The 14,069-nt window shown below is 39.3% G+C and carries 18 protein-coding genes; 5 read left to right on the top strand and 13 right to left on the bottom strand.

Annotation, left to right across the window (positions count from 1 at the left end; translation table 11 throughout):
- Window positions 1-26 precede the first annotated feature (26 nt).
- A complete protein-coding gene (locus tag D1013_RS11580; RefSeq protein WP_121848984.1) occupies window positions 27-1,145 on the top strand; it encodes a fasciclin domain-containing protein in 1,119 nt (372 codons plus the stop codon).
- A 7-nt stretch (window positions 1,146-1,152) separates the two neighbouring features.
- Here D1013_RS11580 and D1013_RS11585 read toward each other — a convergent pair whose 3' ends face one another.
- The 13 genes from D1013_RS11585 to D1013_RS11645 form a co-directional block, all read right to left on the bottom strand.
- Window positions 1,153-1,803, bottom strand: coding sequence for a DUF1801 domain-containing protein (locus D1013_RS11585; protein WP_121848985.1), 651 nt, complete (start codon window positions 1,801-1,803; stop codon window positions 1,153-1,155).
- 54 nt (window positions 1,804-1,857) lie between these two features.
- Window positions 1,858-2,193: an avidin-fold protein gene (locus D1013_RS11590; RefSeq protein WP_121848986.1), complete on the bottom strand. Its 336-nt coding sequence runs from the start codon at window positions 2,191-2,193 to the stop codon at window positions 1,858-1,860.
- A gap of 2 nt (window positions 2,194-2,195) precedes the next feature.
- A complete protein-coding gene (locus D1013_RS11595; RefSeq protein ID WP_121848987.1) occupies window positions 2,196-2,921 on the bottom strand; it encodes a carbon-nitrogen hydrolase family protein in 726 nt (241 codons plus the stop codon).
- Window positions 2,922-3,015: 94 nt separating this feature from the next.
- Window positions 3,016-3,930, bottom strand: a complete 915-nt coding sequence (locus D1013_RS11600) for a helix-turn-helix domain-containing protein (protein ID WP_121848988.1) — start codon at window positions 3,928-3,930, stop codon at window positions 3,016-3,018.
- 5 nt (window positions 3,931-3,935) lie between these two features.
- Complete coding sequence (locus tag D1013_RS11605; protein ID WP_121848989.1) at window positions 3,936-4,697, bottom strand: SDR family NAD(P)-dependent oxidoreductase; 762 nt, start codon at window positions 4,695-4,697, stop codon at window positions 3,936-3,938.
- A gap of 104 nt (window positions 4,698-4,801) precedes the next feature.
- Window positions 4,802-5,224 (bottom strand): DUF1801 domain-containing protein, encoded by a 423-nt coding sequence (locus tag D1013_RS11610; protein ID WP_121848990.1) that lies wholly within the window; start codon window positions 5,222-5,224, stop codon window positions 4,802-4,804.
- Window positions 5,224-5,685 (bottom strand): GyrI-like domain-containing protein, encoded by a 462-nt coding sequence (locus tag D1013_RS11615; RefSeq protein ID WP_121848991.1) that lies wholly within the window; start codon window positions 5,683-5,685, stop codon window positions 5,224-5,226. The genes D1013_RS11610 and D1013_RS11615 overlap by 1 nt, the downstream gene beginning before the upstream one ends.
- 64 nt (window positions 5,686-5,749) lie before the next feature.
- Window positions 5,750-7,027 carry a hypothetical protein gene (locus D1013_RS11620; protein WP_121848992.1) on the bottom strand — a complete coding sequence of 426 codons (1,278 nt, stop codon included), beginning with the start codon at window positions 7,025-7,027 and terminating at the stop codon, window positions 5,750-5,752.
- 21 nt (window positions 7,028-7,048) lie between these two features.
- Window positions 7,049-8,266, bottom strand: a complete 1,218-nt coding sequence (locus D1013_RS11625; protein WP_121848993.1) for a Pycsar system effector family protein — start codon at window positions 8,264-8,266, stop codon at window positions 7,049-7,051.
- Between the two features lie 121 nt (window positions 8,267-8,387).
- The gene (locus tag D1013_RS11630) at window positions 8,388-8,906 is read right to left on the bottom strand and encodes a DinB family protein (RefSeq protein WP_162987887.1); all 519 of its coding nucleotides are present in this window, start codon (window positions 8,904-8,906) and stop codon (window positions 8,388-8,390) included.
- Between the two features lie 82 nt (window positions 8,907-8,988).
- Window positions 8,989-9,753, bottom strand: a complete 765-nt coding sequence (locus D1013_RS11635; protein ID WP_121848995.1) for a TIGR02757 family protein — start codon at window positions 9,751-9,753, stop codon at window positions 8,989-8,991.
- Window positions 9,750-10,313 (bottom strand): CPBP family intramembrane glutamic endopeptidase, encoded by a 564-nt coding sequence (locus D1013_RS11640; RefSeq protein ID WP_121848996.1) that lies wholly within the window; start codon window positions 10,311-10,313, stop codon window positions 9,750-9,752. The genes D1013_RS11635 and D1013_RS11640 overlap by 4 nt, the downstream gene beginning before the upstream one ends.
- A 17-nt stretch (window positions 10,314-10,330) precedes the next feature.
- Window positions 10,331-11,008 carry an ABC transporter ATP-binding protein gene (locus D1013_RS11645; protein ID WP_121848997.1) on the bottom strand — a complete coding sequence of 226 codons (678 nt, stop codon included), beginning with the start codon at window positions 11,006-11,008 and terminating at the stop codon, window positions 10,331-10,333.
- Between the two features lie 176 nt (window positions 11,009-11,184).
- Here D1013_RS11645 and folE point away from each other — a divergent pair, with 176 nt between their 5' ends.
- The 4 genes from folE to D1013_RS11665 all read left to right on the top strand — a co-directional run bounded on the left by folE (window position 11,185) and on the right by D1013_RS11665 (window position 14,030).
- Window positions 11,185-11,784 carry a GTP cyclohydrolase I FolE gene (gene folE, locus D1013_RS11650; RefSeq protein WP_121848998.1) on the top strand — a complete coding sequence of 200 codons (600 nt, stop codon included), beginning with the start codon at window positions 11,185-11,187 and terminating at the stop codon, window positions 11,782-11,784.
- A gap of 87 nt (window positions 11,785-11,871) precedes the next feature.
- Window positions 11,872-12,171 (top strand): hypothetical protein, encoded by a 300-nt coding sequence (locus tag D1013_RS11655; protein WP_121848999.1) that lies wholly within the window; start codon window positions 11,872-11,874, stop codon window positions 12,169-12,171.
- 152 nt (window positions 12,172-12,323) lie between these two features.
- Window positions 12,324-13,544 (top strand): sulfite oxidase, encoded by a 1,221-nt coding sequence (locus tag D1013_RS11660; RefSeq protein WP_121849000.1) that lies wholly within the window; start codon window positions 12,324-12,326, stop codon window positions 13,542-13,544.
- A complete protein-coding gene (locus D1013_RS11665) occupies window positions 13,545-14,030 on the top strand; it encodes a monoheme cytochrome C (protein ID WP_121849001.1) in 486 nt (161 codons plus the stop codon). It begins immediately after the preceding gene.
- The last annotated feature ends 39 nt before the right edge of the window (window positions 14,031-14,069 follow it).

Below are 14,069 nucleotides of genomic sequence, written 5' to 3' on the forward strand. Positions count from 1 at the left end.
TTTTGACGTTCCAAAAAAATATAACGATGCAACAAAAATACAAGCACCCATTTTTTTCTTTAGTGGTTATCATCCTTACCCTGTTATTAACAAATTGCTCTAGTAGTGATGACAGCCCGGAGATCGATGACAAGGGGTCTAATCCCGACCAGGAAGAAGTCGTGGATGAACCCCAAGAAGAAGAGGAAGACAATAATGAAGAGGGCGATGGTACTCCGAATGCTTATGAATATATCACGCAAACAGAAGATTACCATATGTTGAGCGAAGCTCTGAACAAAGTGGATGCATCACTCACCGAACTACTATCGGGCGAAATAATGATTACCTTCTTTGCACCTACCGATATGGCCTTTAGCGATTTTTTAGAAAGTATAGACGGATATGATTCTCTCGATGATTTTGATGACGCTTCAGAGATTGAACTGTTACAGGCCATACTTCAGTATCATTTGTTGCGTGGGAACGCTCTTTTTTCAGAAGACTTTTTAAATGACGATTACCTTTCGTCGGAACATGGAGAGGAAATCAAAGTGAAAGTTGGCGAGAGTATTTACTTAGAGACTGCTTCCCACCAATCAATTGAACTTATAGACTTAGGTTCAGAAGTTGCTAACGGTGTGGTTTATGGTGTGAATGAAATTTTATGGCCCACATCGGTGAGAGATGTATTTTTTCCGAAGCCTACATTGAAAGAGATTATTGTTGACAATGAAGATTTGCAAATGTTTGAAGAAGCAATGATGAAGGCTGATCTTTTTAATCTGGTGGAAGGGGAAGAAGCCCTAACTATTTTTGCTCCGAACAACCAAGCTGTTGAACTTCTCTTTGATATTTTGGGAGATCCCTATGATGATTTTGATGATTTTCAGAATTTCTTTGAACTACAAGTGTTGAACGATATTCTTCTTGGGCATTTTACGAACCAAAGGTTACTTTCAACTGATTTTAAAGAAGGAGTTGTTGAAACCTTGCTAACCAACGATTCAATTCAACTGGTAAAGGAAGGAGAAGATTTCGCGATAAAGGATGCCTCTGAAATCAGGGCCTATTTTAATATCAAAGATGTGGAAGCCAAAAACGGAGTGGTACATATTATTGATAAAATCTTGCTTCCGCAAAAAGTGCTTCAGTTTGTAGAATAGTAAATAATCAAGACTTTTTGGCCAGCTTTTTATGTGAACCATCGCAAGTAGGCATTCTTTTAGAAAGGCCGCAGACACAATCATGAAAACCTTTACCGTTCATAATGCGCTCGGTATATTTTTCTATGCGCGATTCTCTAGTTTTCGCCTGTTTGGCTCCTGAAAAATAAATATTATAGGCCCGTTGTCGTCCTAGGGTGAGAGCATTGAAAGCCTCGCTAAAATCGGAATCGCTTTCAAGTCGTTGTTGAAGTTCTTCAACAAAGTCTTCTGTACTTTCTGGCTTTTTCTCAACCTTAAGGCCTTTTTTCTCTATATCAATGGCCTCAAAAATATAAGCTCTTAAGGTGTCCCACTGTGAGTTAATCTCTTCAACGCTGGTAAATTTGATGATGCGGGCAATTCTTGAGTTTTCGCCTGGTTTCTCCATAATTTTCAAAGGGTCATCCATCAGAACTCCTTTGAGAAAACTGATATTGCAAAACTGTTTGAAGTTGCCTAAGATGAGTACATTGTTACCATTTAAGGTATAGCACGGCACCCCCCATTTCAATTCCTCTTCTAAACCACAGTCAAGAACCAGCTGCCTTAAACGGGTCAACTCGGCCTGCCATTGATCTACTTTTTCTAAATAAAGGTCAATCTTTTCGTTCTTCATCTTTTATTTTCTTGGCGTCGTTAAATTATTATAATTTGAAAAGAGCTACAAATCCTATATTTCTTCGAGAATAGATTCTCCTTTTGACTGGTCACCTGACGTCCATTGCCAAGTCTCGTAAAGTCGAACTTTTCCGTTATCGAGAATCTCTGGGGTAGAATGGCAAATGCCGGTCATTAGCTTTCCTTCTATATTGATTTGGTGATAGCGCATATCGATGTGTCCGGTGGAACTCACCACACCGATAAGATGCCCTTTTTTAATTTTACCTCCGGAATATTCGCACGTAAGAATGTTGCCATCTTGCTGATAATGAAATATGGTTTCTTCAGAGGTTTCGCCATTCTCTGAATTTTTTACGGGAATGAACTTTTTATCGTGATAATTCATATCTAAAAATAAAAACTCTCGGTAGATTGTTTTGTAGAATCAAATATCAAGATACCTTCTTTATCAGGAAATAGGCTTCCCAATAAATCTCCATTTTTCCATACTGCACTTTGACCTGCTCCTTCAAAATTGTCACAAGGCCCTATATTATTGCACATCAGAACAGTTAAAGGGTGAGTTTTTGATAGTTTTTTGAAGTGTTCATAGGCTTTTTCAATTCCGCTTTGCGATTTGGCAACACTGGCTAAATAAATATCTGCATGATGACTAATGGCTTCACGTGCATGTTCACTTTGAAGACTTTCATAGCAAATGGCCAAAGCGATGTGCTGTTCGCACAATTGAATGTGACCGTATTTATTTCCTGCTTGAAAATAGGGCAGTTCGTCTTCGTGCAGCAATTGTTTGGTATAAACAGAAAGAGGAATGTTAGGTTGAAAAATGATTATGGCAATTTCAATACCGCTCTTCGTATGTAAGGGCATTCCAAGACCAATAGTTATCTTCTCGGTATTACTTATTTCCTGAAAACCTAAAAGCCTTTTGTCACCTAATTTCATTTTAAGCTTTTCGGCCAGCATGGGCTCGTAGCCCGTTAATGACAGCTCAGGAAAAAAAATAGCATCTGCCTTGTTAGCCAGAGATAACCGAATCGCTTTTTTATGCAATTCAATATTTTCCTGAACATCACCTTTTAAAGACTGTATTTGTGCCAGTGCAATTCTCATGGTCGCCACCAATTGGTTTACCTGGTAGAAAGGTACGTATCACTTAGATAAAACAGAACCAAAATTTGGCAATATTGCTTGACGCGGGTTCAAATTAATTGAAAGTGGTTCTGAACTCGGTAGGGGAAAGATTGGTCTTGGCCTTAAAAAGTTTACTAAAAGATTGGGAGTGCTCAAAACCGAGGGTGTAGGCAATTTCGCCGACCGATAGTTCTGTGGTCGACAACTTTTCTTTTGCTTTTTCTATGAGTCGTTGTTGAATATATTGCTGGGTAGTGGTGCCAGTGATGTTCTTCAAAAGACTACTTAGGTAATCGGGTGACAAGTTCATTTGCTCTGCAACTACCTGTACGGAAGGATGTCCGTCATTCTTCAGGTTTTCGTCTTCAAAAGCTTTTGCTAACAGGGTATCTAACTTGGCTAGCAGTTCGTGATTGTTCTTTTTTCGGGTGATAAACTGCCGTTGATAGAACCTTTCTGCATATTGCAAGAGCAGTTCTATTTGAGCGATGATGATATTTTGACTGTAGGCATCTATATTGGTCTCTATCTCATTTTTTATGTTTTGAAAAATAGACTCGACCGTTTTCTCTTCCTTTTGAGACATAAAGAGCGCCTCGTTTATGGCATATTGAAAGAAGTCATATCTTTTAATAGTTTTCGCCAAAGTGGTATTCCAAATAAAATCGGTATGAATCAACAGTAACCAACCTTCAGGCTTTAAGTTCGCCCTAGAGTTCGGCTCTAATCTTAATAATTGGCCTGGTGCGATAAATGACATTAGCCCTTCGTCAAAATCATACTTTTGCTGCCCGTATCTTAATGTTCCTACATTTCGTTTGACGCCGATGGAGTAAAACCCGAAATGCCAGCTTTCGCCATAATTTTCAGGAAATATCTTGGTCTGACCATAATCTACCAAACTAACCAAAGGATGAAGAGGGCTGTCAAGCCCCCTGATCCTATGAAATTCTGTAATGGTCTCTATTTTTCGAATTCTGTTCTTCAATCTTTCTACAATAAAATTCCACCTGCTACTTCAATGCGCTGACCGTTGATCCAACGAGCATCTTCTGAGCATAAAAAGGCAACGACGCCACCAATATCTTCTGGCTCACCAACTCGACCCAAAGCGGTCAAATTAGAAACAGCTTTAATTTTTTGCTCATTGGTCTTGTTTTCGCCACCACCGAAATCGGTACCTACCGCACCGGGTGCGACTACATTGGCCGATATCTTTTTCGATGCCAGTTCTTTCGCCAAGTATCTGGTCAAAACCTCAACGCCCCCTTTTGCCGAAGCGTAGGCACTGGAATTAGGAAAGGAGAAGCGGGCTAATCCGGAAGAAATATTAATTATTCTGCCTCCCTCATTGAGAAAAGGAACTGCTTTTTGCGTTAAGAAATAAACACCTTTCAAGTGAATATTTTGCATTTCGTCAAAATCATCTTCGGTGGTTTCCAAAAAAGGCTTGTAGATACCCGTACCGGCATTATTCACCAAAAAATCAAATTTAGAATGACCATATTCCTCTTTCAAATAAGATTCTAAGCTGGAATAAAAATTATCGAATTCTTTAATATTACTGGTGTCTAACTGAAAAGCTTTTGCCTTGCCACCATATTCGTTTACTTCAGACACTACCTTTTCAGCAGCTTCTTGGTTTGAGTGATAGGTGAAAATGATATCGATACCTTTCTTTGCAATATTATGGGCCATATCTCTACCTAAACCTCTACTGCCACCGGTAATCAGTGCTATTTTTTTTGTGCTCATATCGTTATTTTTTGATGGTGTAAAGTTGGCAAAAATTAAGTGGTAGCCGGTAGTCTAATCCATGTATATTGTAACCAAATCCGATAAATCGAAAAGTATATGGTTTAAATGCCCAATGTTGCAAGGTGTTTCACTTTATGATAGGTAAGACAAGCCATAATGCAGGATTTTAATTCGTCAACAGGGATCTCACTGTCCATTTCAAAGAGAAGTGCCCTGTTGCCTTCATACATAAATTTTGGCCCGAATATCATTTTAAAGGTATCGACCAAACGACTCGTACATTGAAAGTACATGGCATATTGCTCAGGATTTTTCTCTTTCCAATCCATTCGCAACGTACTTCCGCAGTTGGTAATAAAACTGGGCTCGTTCCATTTAAGGGTAACCTCTAAACGGTTGATCCAATCACTATCAGATGCCGTTTCGATGACCAGTTGGCGCAAGAAGTTCATCTTTATTAAGACTTCTTCGGGGTAAGTGGCGAATTTATCATCGACTTTCGGGTCAACAATTATTTGCATCATCAATCATTTATGCCAATATAGAAACCCACTTCAGCATGGCTGGGGTCAGCTGTTCTTTCGTCATATACTTCAAAATCCGATAGGTAACTTCTTTTAAGCTCGGTATTCCATATGGTATTCCAGTGTTTACCGACTATACCCTTCATTAAATCACCTCTAGCGGAAGACTTCCAATAGCGACCTCCTTCCACCTTTTTTACGACCATATTCTCCGGTACTTTATCAAAGCTGGTAACCTCACAACCAATTACAGTAGTGTAAGGCTGTGTATGGTCTCCATCATAATCGGTATATAGTGAGTATATGACTTCGTTTTTCTTATGAGGAATTTTTTCAAGAATTCCTTCCTCGCCAAAGCGCCGCCACAAGTTAGTAATATCTTTTAAAGCCTGTTGGTCTTGATTGGAGGTTCTGACCGAGATACCCATTATAAAGAAAGGGGTGATAGCTACTTTTTTCATAAGAATATTTTTGATTCCGTTCAAAAGTAATCGTAGGGAGTGTCAGATGATGTCAGAGGTAAGGTTATTTTAGGCAATCGAAACAAGCGACCAGTTCAGAAGGTAAATTTAGGTCTTCAGAGCCCTTTAATGATTCGGATAAAAATTCGGTCTTATCGATTTCCTCTTTAAATCGCATGGCGTATTCCGTCAATTGTTGTTTTCGGGCCATAATTTTTTTGGCGATTTCAGCTCCGTCTTGCTCATAAATGGTTTTCGGCCAAACCTTTAAAGCTTGGTTGATACTTTCGTCGGTCAGCGTGCTCTGTAGGTAAGTGGCCTCCTCGGAAAAAATACTTTTGTCTATCGTTTTCAGAAAGTAGGTATCAAAATCCATCACCAATCCGGGAATGTAATCAATCTCTTTTTCGAAATTCTGTAAATCGGGCAGTATGGATTTATGGGAAAGGAGTGTCGGCAGTATACCATCAATATTAAAGAAGGCATTATCTCTATCGCAGGGCAGCGGAGTTGCCAGAGTTTCTTCATTTTTACTGGTTAAAACCCAACCCCATTGTTTCGCGTGTCGATCCCAATCACCAATCAACAAATCGAATAATCTGGCCCTCACCAATAGATTTTCATCAACATGTAATAAATCTTTCTTTTCTGATTTTAGTTCTTGTAGGTCTTCGGTATCAATTATTTCAGAAGCTTTTTCTAGTTGTGTCCACTCTGCGTTTCCAGCATTTTCATGCTCGAAAAGAAAAAGCCTGTTACCATATTTATCGTTTAAAGAATCTAATTTTTCCTGTCTGGGAAGAAACAGCAATTGCGGCCGCGTAGATAGTAACCCGCACTTATGTGCCAACTCGGCCACCGCCAGTGCGGCATAAGGGTGTTGGGCAGAAATACCATCAACTACAATGTTTTCGAGCCCCACGGCTTTAATAAAATCAGGAATCAAAGGCTCTGGGTTTTTGGTCACACTGCGTAAGGTATAGACGTCATCATTCTTCGTTTTTACCTTTAAAGAATGGGTCTGCTTACCACCACCTTGTTCCAAAATAGTTAATCCACCTTTCAGCGTATCCAAAAAGGCAATGGGCACTTTAACGGGCGTTTCCCATACTTTTCTATATTGTTCGCCCTGTACTATATTTTTTAGGGTATTACCACGATAAAGCGTGCTGGCCGCTACCATAACGGAGTCGTGTTCCCTAAAGTCAATATGGTCTATACTCGATAAGTCCAAGATTTCACATGTGCTGAAATTTTTGTCTGTGGTAGCCGTGGAAAAATAAATGACTACCATAAAAAGAAAAAAGGCGAACAAAATAAAAGCAAGCACTTTTTTGATCATCACATTGATTTTTAGTTTTACTTAAGGTGTATCAGGTGTAACCGCTTCAATCAACTCTTGGTCCATGCCATAATATTTTAGGGCAATGGCAAAGGCAATAACAGAAAGAATAATACCGAACATAAAAACAGTGTACGTCCACCGTAAGAGTTGGTATTTTTTCTTGAGAACTTTACCAAGGTAATAAAGATCCATGCTCAAAGAGTCGTAAATTGATTGCTTATCAACAATAATAGAACGCAGTTTTTCTTTGAATTCATTGGGTTCTAGGGAATGAAAGTTTCCGAAAAACAGGTAATTAATGTCTTTCTCATTAATATCTTGATCGACCAAACTGTTATTGTCTATCTTGGGTCGCGTGGCAGCTACCGACATAATCATTGAAATAATACTGAATACCACAAAGATGACCGTAGGGTAGGTGAGGTACGAGTTGGTAGGGTTACCTAGTTTGGGAATCAAATTCGCCAATAACAAAGAAATGATTATGGCATTCACCGATAATAATATGTTCGCCTTGGTATCGGCGATATCGCTCAATTTCAAGTGATTGCGTAACTGTGTTCTGTATAGGGACTGAATTGCCCTTTCAGGGCTTTCATTCTTTAAATTGACCTTAAGCTTTTCTTTTTTCTTTCGGGCTGCAGATTTGGCAATTGCAGCGACCAAATCCATCACATTATTCTCTTTTTGCTCTTGCCAATTCTCAAGGGCATAATCGGAGTAAAAACGATGCTCATTGCGAAGAATGTTGATATAGTTCTCCCGCAATTCATTAATACTCATTTCAGTACCATTGACACGATTTACTTCTATCAATAACAATTCAAGAACTTCATCAAAATTGCCGGAAGCATAATAACCGCTTCTGGCATCCTTAATTATTTTTTCTTCTTCGCTTTTAGGTTCTTCTAAGCTCCATGCTGCTTTTAGTAGCTCACTTGCCTTTTCGATAAGGTTCTGGTCTGCCGATTTTTCCTTTAAAAACCTTTGAAGCCTTTCTTCAGACTTGACAGGTGTTTTTTCTTGGGAATGCACATCATCTAGAAACAAAAACCAACAGCTCAATCGTAGGGCCACAACATCTAAATCATTGTCGTTTTGATTTTCAAGAAGTTCGTTGGTATGGTCAACAGTTTTTAGAGTATGTCTGTAATCGTAAAAAACACGATCTTTGAAAGGTGATTCCGTGAAAAGTTGCCGTATGTAATTTTCGACTTCCTTAAGTATAGCTTGCATTGTCTAAGTTTGAGCGGTTGACCGCAAACTACTATTTTGACCTGACCTCTAAAGCGCCTATTGATTCAAATTTTAATCCGATTCATAGATTAATACTTATGATAACTGCGTATGCTCAAAATCAATTTATAGCAGAAAGAAATGTATCTATTCTTGCCTTTTGCTTTAAATGATGCCGCAAATGCATTTCGGAATATGCCAGCCATTCATGGGCATTAAAATAACCCAAACCAGGGTGCCGGGTCTTTCCGGAATAGTTACCAGAAACCATTTTTTGCCAAAGGCTTTGCGCCCTTTTTTTCAAAAACAAGAGTTTTTCTGTTAAAGACTCGATTGAATTTGGCTGGGGTACATTATCAGAGATCAAGGGGTCGGTCTTAACGCGCTTGTCTTCGAATGAGCCTCTTTTAAATAATTCCGATGCTTTTTCCGACATGGGCATATCTTGATGGGACAAGTCGTTTAACGCACCTTCAAGCTGATCAAAATACCAGTTGGTTTCATTAATTAAGTGTTCATATACCTGCCCTAAAGACCAGCTTTCTTTGTCAGGTCGCTTTACCAATTGTTCCAATGGATAATTCAATAGGCTTTTAGACCACAAATTTAGGGTTTGATCAAATCGTTCTATTTCATTCATTGGTCGTGAATAGCTACAGATAACACTCTTAAATATAAATGAAATACAGTTTCGAAAATTGGTTGATTTTTTAGTTATTAACCTAAAATTTTTCAAAAACCCCAAGCCCAAATAAAGCGAAGTCATACTTGACGGGATCAATAGGGTCTAACCTTCTCAGTTTTTTATCGAGTTCTTGTAGCGCTTTCGCGTCATTCTGCTTCCTTTTTAAAAGTTTAAGTTTTCTGGCGACATTTCCAGAATGTACATCAAGGGGGCAAGATAATTGAGAGGGTTGAATTGATTTCCATAGTCCGAAATCTACTTGGGCTTTGGCCGGCCGCACCATCCACCTTAAAAACATATTGATGCGTTTCGCAGCGGAACCTTTCAGAGGGTCGCTTACGTGTTTGGTTGTTCTTTGGGGGTGGGGCAGCTCAAAGAATAGTTCTTTGAAACGAGATATGGCTGATTGCAAGCCATAGTCATCGGTTGGTTGCGCAAAAACATTCTCCAGACCACCATGAAATTGGTAGATATTTCGAAGGCTTTGAACAAAAAAGCCCAAATCTAGACCATTAAAAGTACGGTGAACAAAATATTCGAATCTCATTAAATCATCTTCAGTATGGTTGACGATGAAATCGTATGGAGCGTTATCCATAAGTTCCATCATTTTTTTTGAATTATTAATGATACTTTTTCTATTTCCCCAGGCAATCGTAGCCGTAAGAAATGCGCTTATTTCAATATCCTCTTTCGATTGAAAACCATGAGGTATTTGAATGGGGTCAGTTTCCAAAAATCGAGGGTGCTCGTATTGTTCGGCCTTTGTATCTAAAAAATCTTTGAGTTCGGCAATCGTCATTCTAAAAGTAAATCAAGAAAGTTCATAAATAATAAAGGGGTCATTAATATGAAATTGTATAGGGCATGAAAGATTATGGCCCAAAGCAAACCGAACTTTACCCGAACAAACCCTAGAAAAATGCCGACGCTTAATTGGGGCGCCACGAGCAACGGCGATAGTAGAAGGGTAGTAGTAGTAAGCTCGAAATTCGAAATATGGTAAAATCCGAATATAAAGGTCAAAAAGTAAAAGATACAATTGAAATAGTTCTTTTTCTTAAAGAAAATTAACGGACCTCTAAAAATCACCTCTTCCATTACAGGAGCCATAATTACCGCTGCGGCAAATAATAATAATAAAGAACGATTCATCAAATCTTCACTGGCATGTTTACCAATATCGATGTCAAAATAGTTCTGCAAGCCGGCATTGACCATGCCTATTAAATAACTTAGAGTTAAAGCATACAGCAATAGCTCTGTGAACCAACGTAGCCGTTCATGAGGGTCTTTTTCTAGCGATTCTTCATAAGTCGGATTTTTAAAAAACTCCCAAACCGCTATAATTTTTGAAGACAAAATAAAATGAACCTAATTTAGACAACTACTTCTTTATTCACAATGAGACCATCAACCATAGTAAGCTTACGGTCGGCCATATCTGCCAGTTGCTGATTGTGGGTCACAATGACAAAGGTTTGGTCAAATTCGTCACGAAGATCAAAAAAGAGCTTATGAAGATTGTCGGCACTTTCTGAATCGAGATTACCACTTGGCTCATCTGCGAAAACAATAGACGGGTCGTTGACCAAAGCCCTTGCTACGGCCACTCGTTGCTGTTCACCACCCGATAGTTCATTAGGCTTATGGTGGTATCTCTTTGATAACCCTAAAAAATCAAGAAGCCCCTTTGCCTTTTTTTCGGCTTGTGCCTTGGGAGTGTTTTTGATAAAAGCGGGAATACAAACATTTTCCAATGCCGTGAACTCCGGTAACAATTGGTGAAATTGAAAAATAAAACCAATATGTTCATTGCGAAATTTGGCCAAATTCTTCTCCGATAATTGTGTGACATCGGTGTCATTAATCAACAGTTCACTTTCTTTAGCGTTGCTTTGCACATCAAGTGTGCCTAGAATTTGTAGTAGCGTGGTTTTTCCGGCACCGGAGGCACCCACGATAGAAATGACCTCTTTCTTTTTTATGTGCAGGTCAACCCCTTTCAATACTTGTAAATCACCATAAAACTTTTGAATATTGCTGGCCTTGATCATCGGATAAGATTAATTTATCAGTCAGAGTGACTTTTGCTCGATAAAAGTAAGGAAATTTGAAGTTTCAAGAATCATACTGGCCATTGGTGTTATATTTACCGTTTTAGAGGTCAAGGTTAAAATTAAAGATGTAATTTTGTTCAACAAAAAACAAAATTGGATAAACAAATAGTTGTATGGCTCCATATAGGAACTTAGAGGAATATAATTTGGAAGTAACCGGCGAAGTTAAAGACCGCTATTCCAAAATCATTAGTGAAATAGGTGAAGACATCTCCAGAGAGGGATTGCTTAAAACACCGGAAAGGGCTGCCAAGGCGATGCTTTTTTTGACTCAAGGGTACAAACAAGATGCCGTTGAAATTCTTAAAAGTGCCATGTTTCAAGAAGACTACGACGATATGGTCATTATTAAAGATATTGAGCTGTATTCACTTTGTGAGCACCATATGTTGCCTTTTTTTGGTAAGGCCCATGTCGCCTATATTCCCAATGGTCACATTGTTGGTCTGAGCAAAATACCCAGGGTAGTTGACGTGTTTGCACGTAGATTACAGGTTCAAGAACGTCTTACGCACGATATTCTGGAATGCATTAACAATACTTTAAAGCCCAAAGGGGTGGCCGTAGTGATCGAGGCTTCTCATATGTGTATGATGATGAGGGGGGTTCAAAAACAGAATTCGGTCACGACCACATCAGGCTTCAGAGGGCAGTTTGAAAAAATTGAGACGCGTAATGAGTTTTTGAAGTTGATCAGTTCCGATTTGTCCTAGTTTTTTAAGTCAGTCTGGAATTAGTCCCTATTGTGAGTTTGGCATCTTTATTGTTAAATTGAAGTAGTTCAATCAAAAATATATATCATGTCAACAAATCAAGACAATAAGTATAAAAAGTTGGCTTTGGGCCTACTTTTCGATGCCATAGGAATGCTTTCATTCACCATTCCGTTTATAGGAGAGTTTTCCGATATTATTTGGGCGCCATTGGCCGGTTGGTTAATGACCAGAATGTATAAAGGTAAAATAGGTCAGGGGGCAGGTCTATTCACGTTTATTGAAGAAATTATTCCAGGTTTTGACCTTATACCCACCTTTACACTTATGTGGTTATACACATATGTGCTCAAGAAATCACCGGCAAAAACCACAATCGAGGTCTAAGCTCTCGAAATAATAAATCAGAAGCACCGATAAGGTGCTTTTTTTATTTCCCTGATTATCAAACGTGTTCCTTTTAAAGAGGCAATCATGTAACAGAAGTTACCGAAGGTGCGTTCAATTATTCCTAACTTTATAAACTTACTGATTGGTTTATGCAAAGAAGAAAATTCATTAAGGGCGCTACGCTGGCGTCTTTTGCCAGCTTGGTCGGGGCAGAAATCGTTTACGGGTTAAAAATGCCAGCTGGTTATGTACCACTGGCGTTGCAAGAACCTGACCCTTTTAAACTGTTCAAAAAAGATGCGGGAATGGTCGTATTGAACGACAAGCCATGGAATATGGAGGCCCAAGCACATTTGTTGGATGATAAGGTGACTCCTAGTTCAAAAATGTTCATCAGAAATAACGGATTGATTCCTGAGGATATAAACATTGCCAGTTGGAAGTTGACCATCGATGGGGAATCGGTAAAAAACCAAAAGTCATACTCTATCGATGATCTAAAATCGAAATTTAAAGCTTATACGTACCAACTGACCTTGGAATGTGGCGGAAACGGTAGAAGTGAATTCGACCCTCCCGCGAAAGGAAATCAATGGACAGTGGGTGCCGTTTCATGTGCTAAGTGGACAGGCCTTCGATTACGAGATGTTTTAGAGGATGCAGGTTATAATAACGATGCCGTTTATATCGGTTATCATGCAGCCGATTTGCACCTAAGCAGGAATCCTGAGAAAGAGCCAATTTCAAGAGGAGCCCCGATGGCCAAGGCATTGCAAGATGAAACCCTTATTGCTTTTCAAATGAATGGTGAAGATATTCCTCTGGCCCATGGGTACCCTTTGCGTTTGGTAGCAGGTGGCTGGCCAGCTTCGGTTTCTGGTAAGTGGTTGACCAAAATTAGTATTCGAAACAAAGTGCACGATGGTGCTAAAATGGAAGGTAGTTCGTATCGCGTACCGTGCGAGACCGTGGCACCGGGTGAAAAAGTGGCCGATGAAGATATGTGCATAATTGAATCGATGCCAGTTAAGTCGTTGATAACTTACCCGAAATCGGGAGCCATGCTTTCCGAAGGCAAAAAACTTTCTATAAGAGGTCACGCTTGGGCAGGAGAGCTTGAAGTCGCCCAAATGGATTATTCTATTGATTTTGGGTCTACATGGCATTCCTGTATATTGGAGAAGCCGGTCAATCGTCTCGCTTGGCAACACTTTTCGGCAGAGGTAGATTTTCCTAAAAAGGGTTATTACGAGGTATGGGCAAGGGCTACCGATTCACGCGGCAAAGCTCAGCCTATGCTATTGCCCGGTTGGAATCCGAAGGGATACCTGAACAATGCTTGCCATAGAATAGCGGTAAAGATTGGTTAGATGAAAGAAGACACCAACAAAAGCAATCTTAAAAAAGAGTTCGAGAAAGTTTATCGACTTGCCATACTTACCATTGTGATCGTGGCCATTTTTGGGTTAATCATAGGTTACTTGATTATCAATCCTCAATTTTTCGATTTTAAAAAAGATGATTCAACAACCGAACTACCGGAAATAGCCATTGAGGAAGATTTCGATAAAATAGAGAATGGTATACATGTTAGCACTGGTTTTGTTGATGCCCCCGGGATGAAAGAAACCATACAAAATTGCACAAATTGCCATTCTTCGAAACTGGTATTGCAGAACCGAATGACCGCTGAGAGGTGGAAGGCAACTATACGGTGGATGCAAGAGACCCAAAATCTTTGGGATTTAGGAGCTAACGAAGATATCATAATCGACTACCTGACCACTAATTATCCGCCAAAAGAAAAAGGTAGAAGGGCAGCACTAACAGATATTGATTGGTACGAGCTTAAGTAATAGAAAATACTACCGACCCATACCTTATTAAAACTTGTT

The organism is Euzebyella marina (assembly GCF_003687485.1).
GTDB classification, from domain to species: Bacteria; Bacteroidota; Bacteroidia; order Flavobacteriales; family Flavobacteriaceae; genus Euzebyella; species Euzebyella marina.

Bases quoted from the DNA above. Each gene is read 5' to 3' on its own strand.
- D1013_RS11595 (WP_121848987.1), bottom strand. From the start codon at position 2,921: ATGAGAATTGCACTGGCACAAATACAGTCTTTAAAAGGTGATGTTCAG.
- D1013_RS11605 (WP_121848989.1), bottom strand. From the start codon at position 4,697: ATGAGCACAAAAAAAATAGCACTGATTACCGGTGGCAGTAGAGGTTTA.
- D1013_RS11655 (WP_121848999.1), top strand. From the start codon at position 11,872: ATGTCAACAAATCAAGACAATAAGTATAAAAAGTTGGCTTTGGGCCTA.
- D1013_RS11660 (WP_121849000.1), top strand. From the start codon at position 12,324: ATGCAAAGAAGAAAATTCATTAAGGGCGCTACGCTGGCGTCTTTTGCC.
- D1013_RS11665 (WP_121849001.1), top strand. From the start codon at position 13,545: ATGAAAGAAGACACCAACAAAAGCAATCTTAAAAAAGAGTTCGAGAAA.
- D1013_RS11610 (WP_121848990.1), bottom strand. From the start codon at position 5,224: ATGATGCAAATAATTGTTGACCCGAAAGTCGATGATAAATTCGCCACT.
- D1013_RS11580 (WP_121848984.1), top strand. From the start codon at position 27: ATGCAACAAAAATACAAGCACCCATTTTTTTCTTTAGTGGTTATCATC.
- D1013_RS11585 (WP_121848985.1), bottom strand. From the start codon at position 1,803: ATGAAGAACGAAAAGATTGACCTTTATTTAGAAAAAGTAGATCAATGG.
- folE (WP_121848998.1), top strand. From the start codon at position 11,185: ATGGCTCCATATAGGAACTTAGAGGAATATAATTTGGAAGTAACCGGC.
- D1013_RS11635 (WP_121848995.1), bottom strand. From the start codon at position 9,753: ATGACGATTGCCGAACTCAAAGATTTTTTAGATACAAAGGCCGAACAA.
- D1013_RS11590 (WP_121848986.1), bottom strand. From the start codon at position 2,193: ATGAATTATCACGATAAAAAGTTCATTCCCGTAAAAAATTCAGAGAAT.
- D1013_RS11645 (WP_121848997.1), bottom strand. From the start codon at position 11,008: ATGATCAAGGCCAGCAATATTCAAAAGTTTTATGGTGATTTACAAGTA.
- D1013_RS11620 (WP_121848992.1), bottom strand. From the start codon at position 7,027: ATGATCAAAAAAGTGCTTGCTTTTATTTTGTTCGCCTTTTTTCTTTTT.
- D1013_RS11615 (WP_121848991.1), bottom strand. From the start codon at position 5,685: ATGAAAAAAGTAGCTATCACCCCTTTCTTTATAATGGGTATCTCGGTC.
- D1013_RS11630 (WP_162987887.1), bottom strand. From the start codon at position 8,906: ATGAATGAAATAGAACGATTTGATCAAACCCTAAATTTGTGGTCTAAA.
- D1013_RS11625 (WP_121848993.1), bottom strand. From the start codon at position 8,266: ATGCAAGCTATACTTAAGGAAGTCGAAAATTACATACGGCAACTTTTC.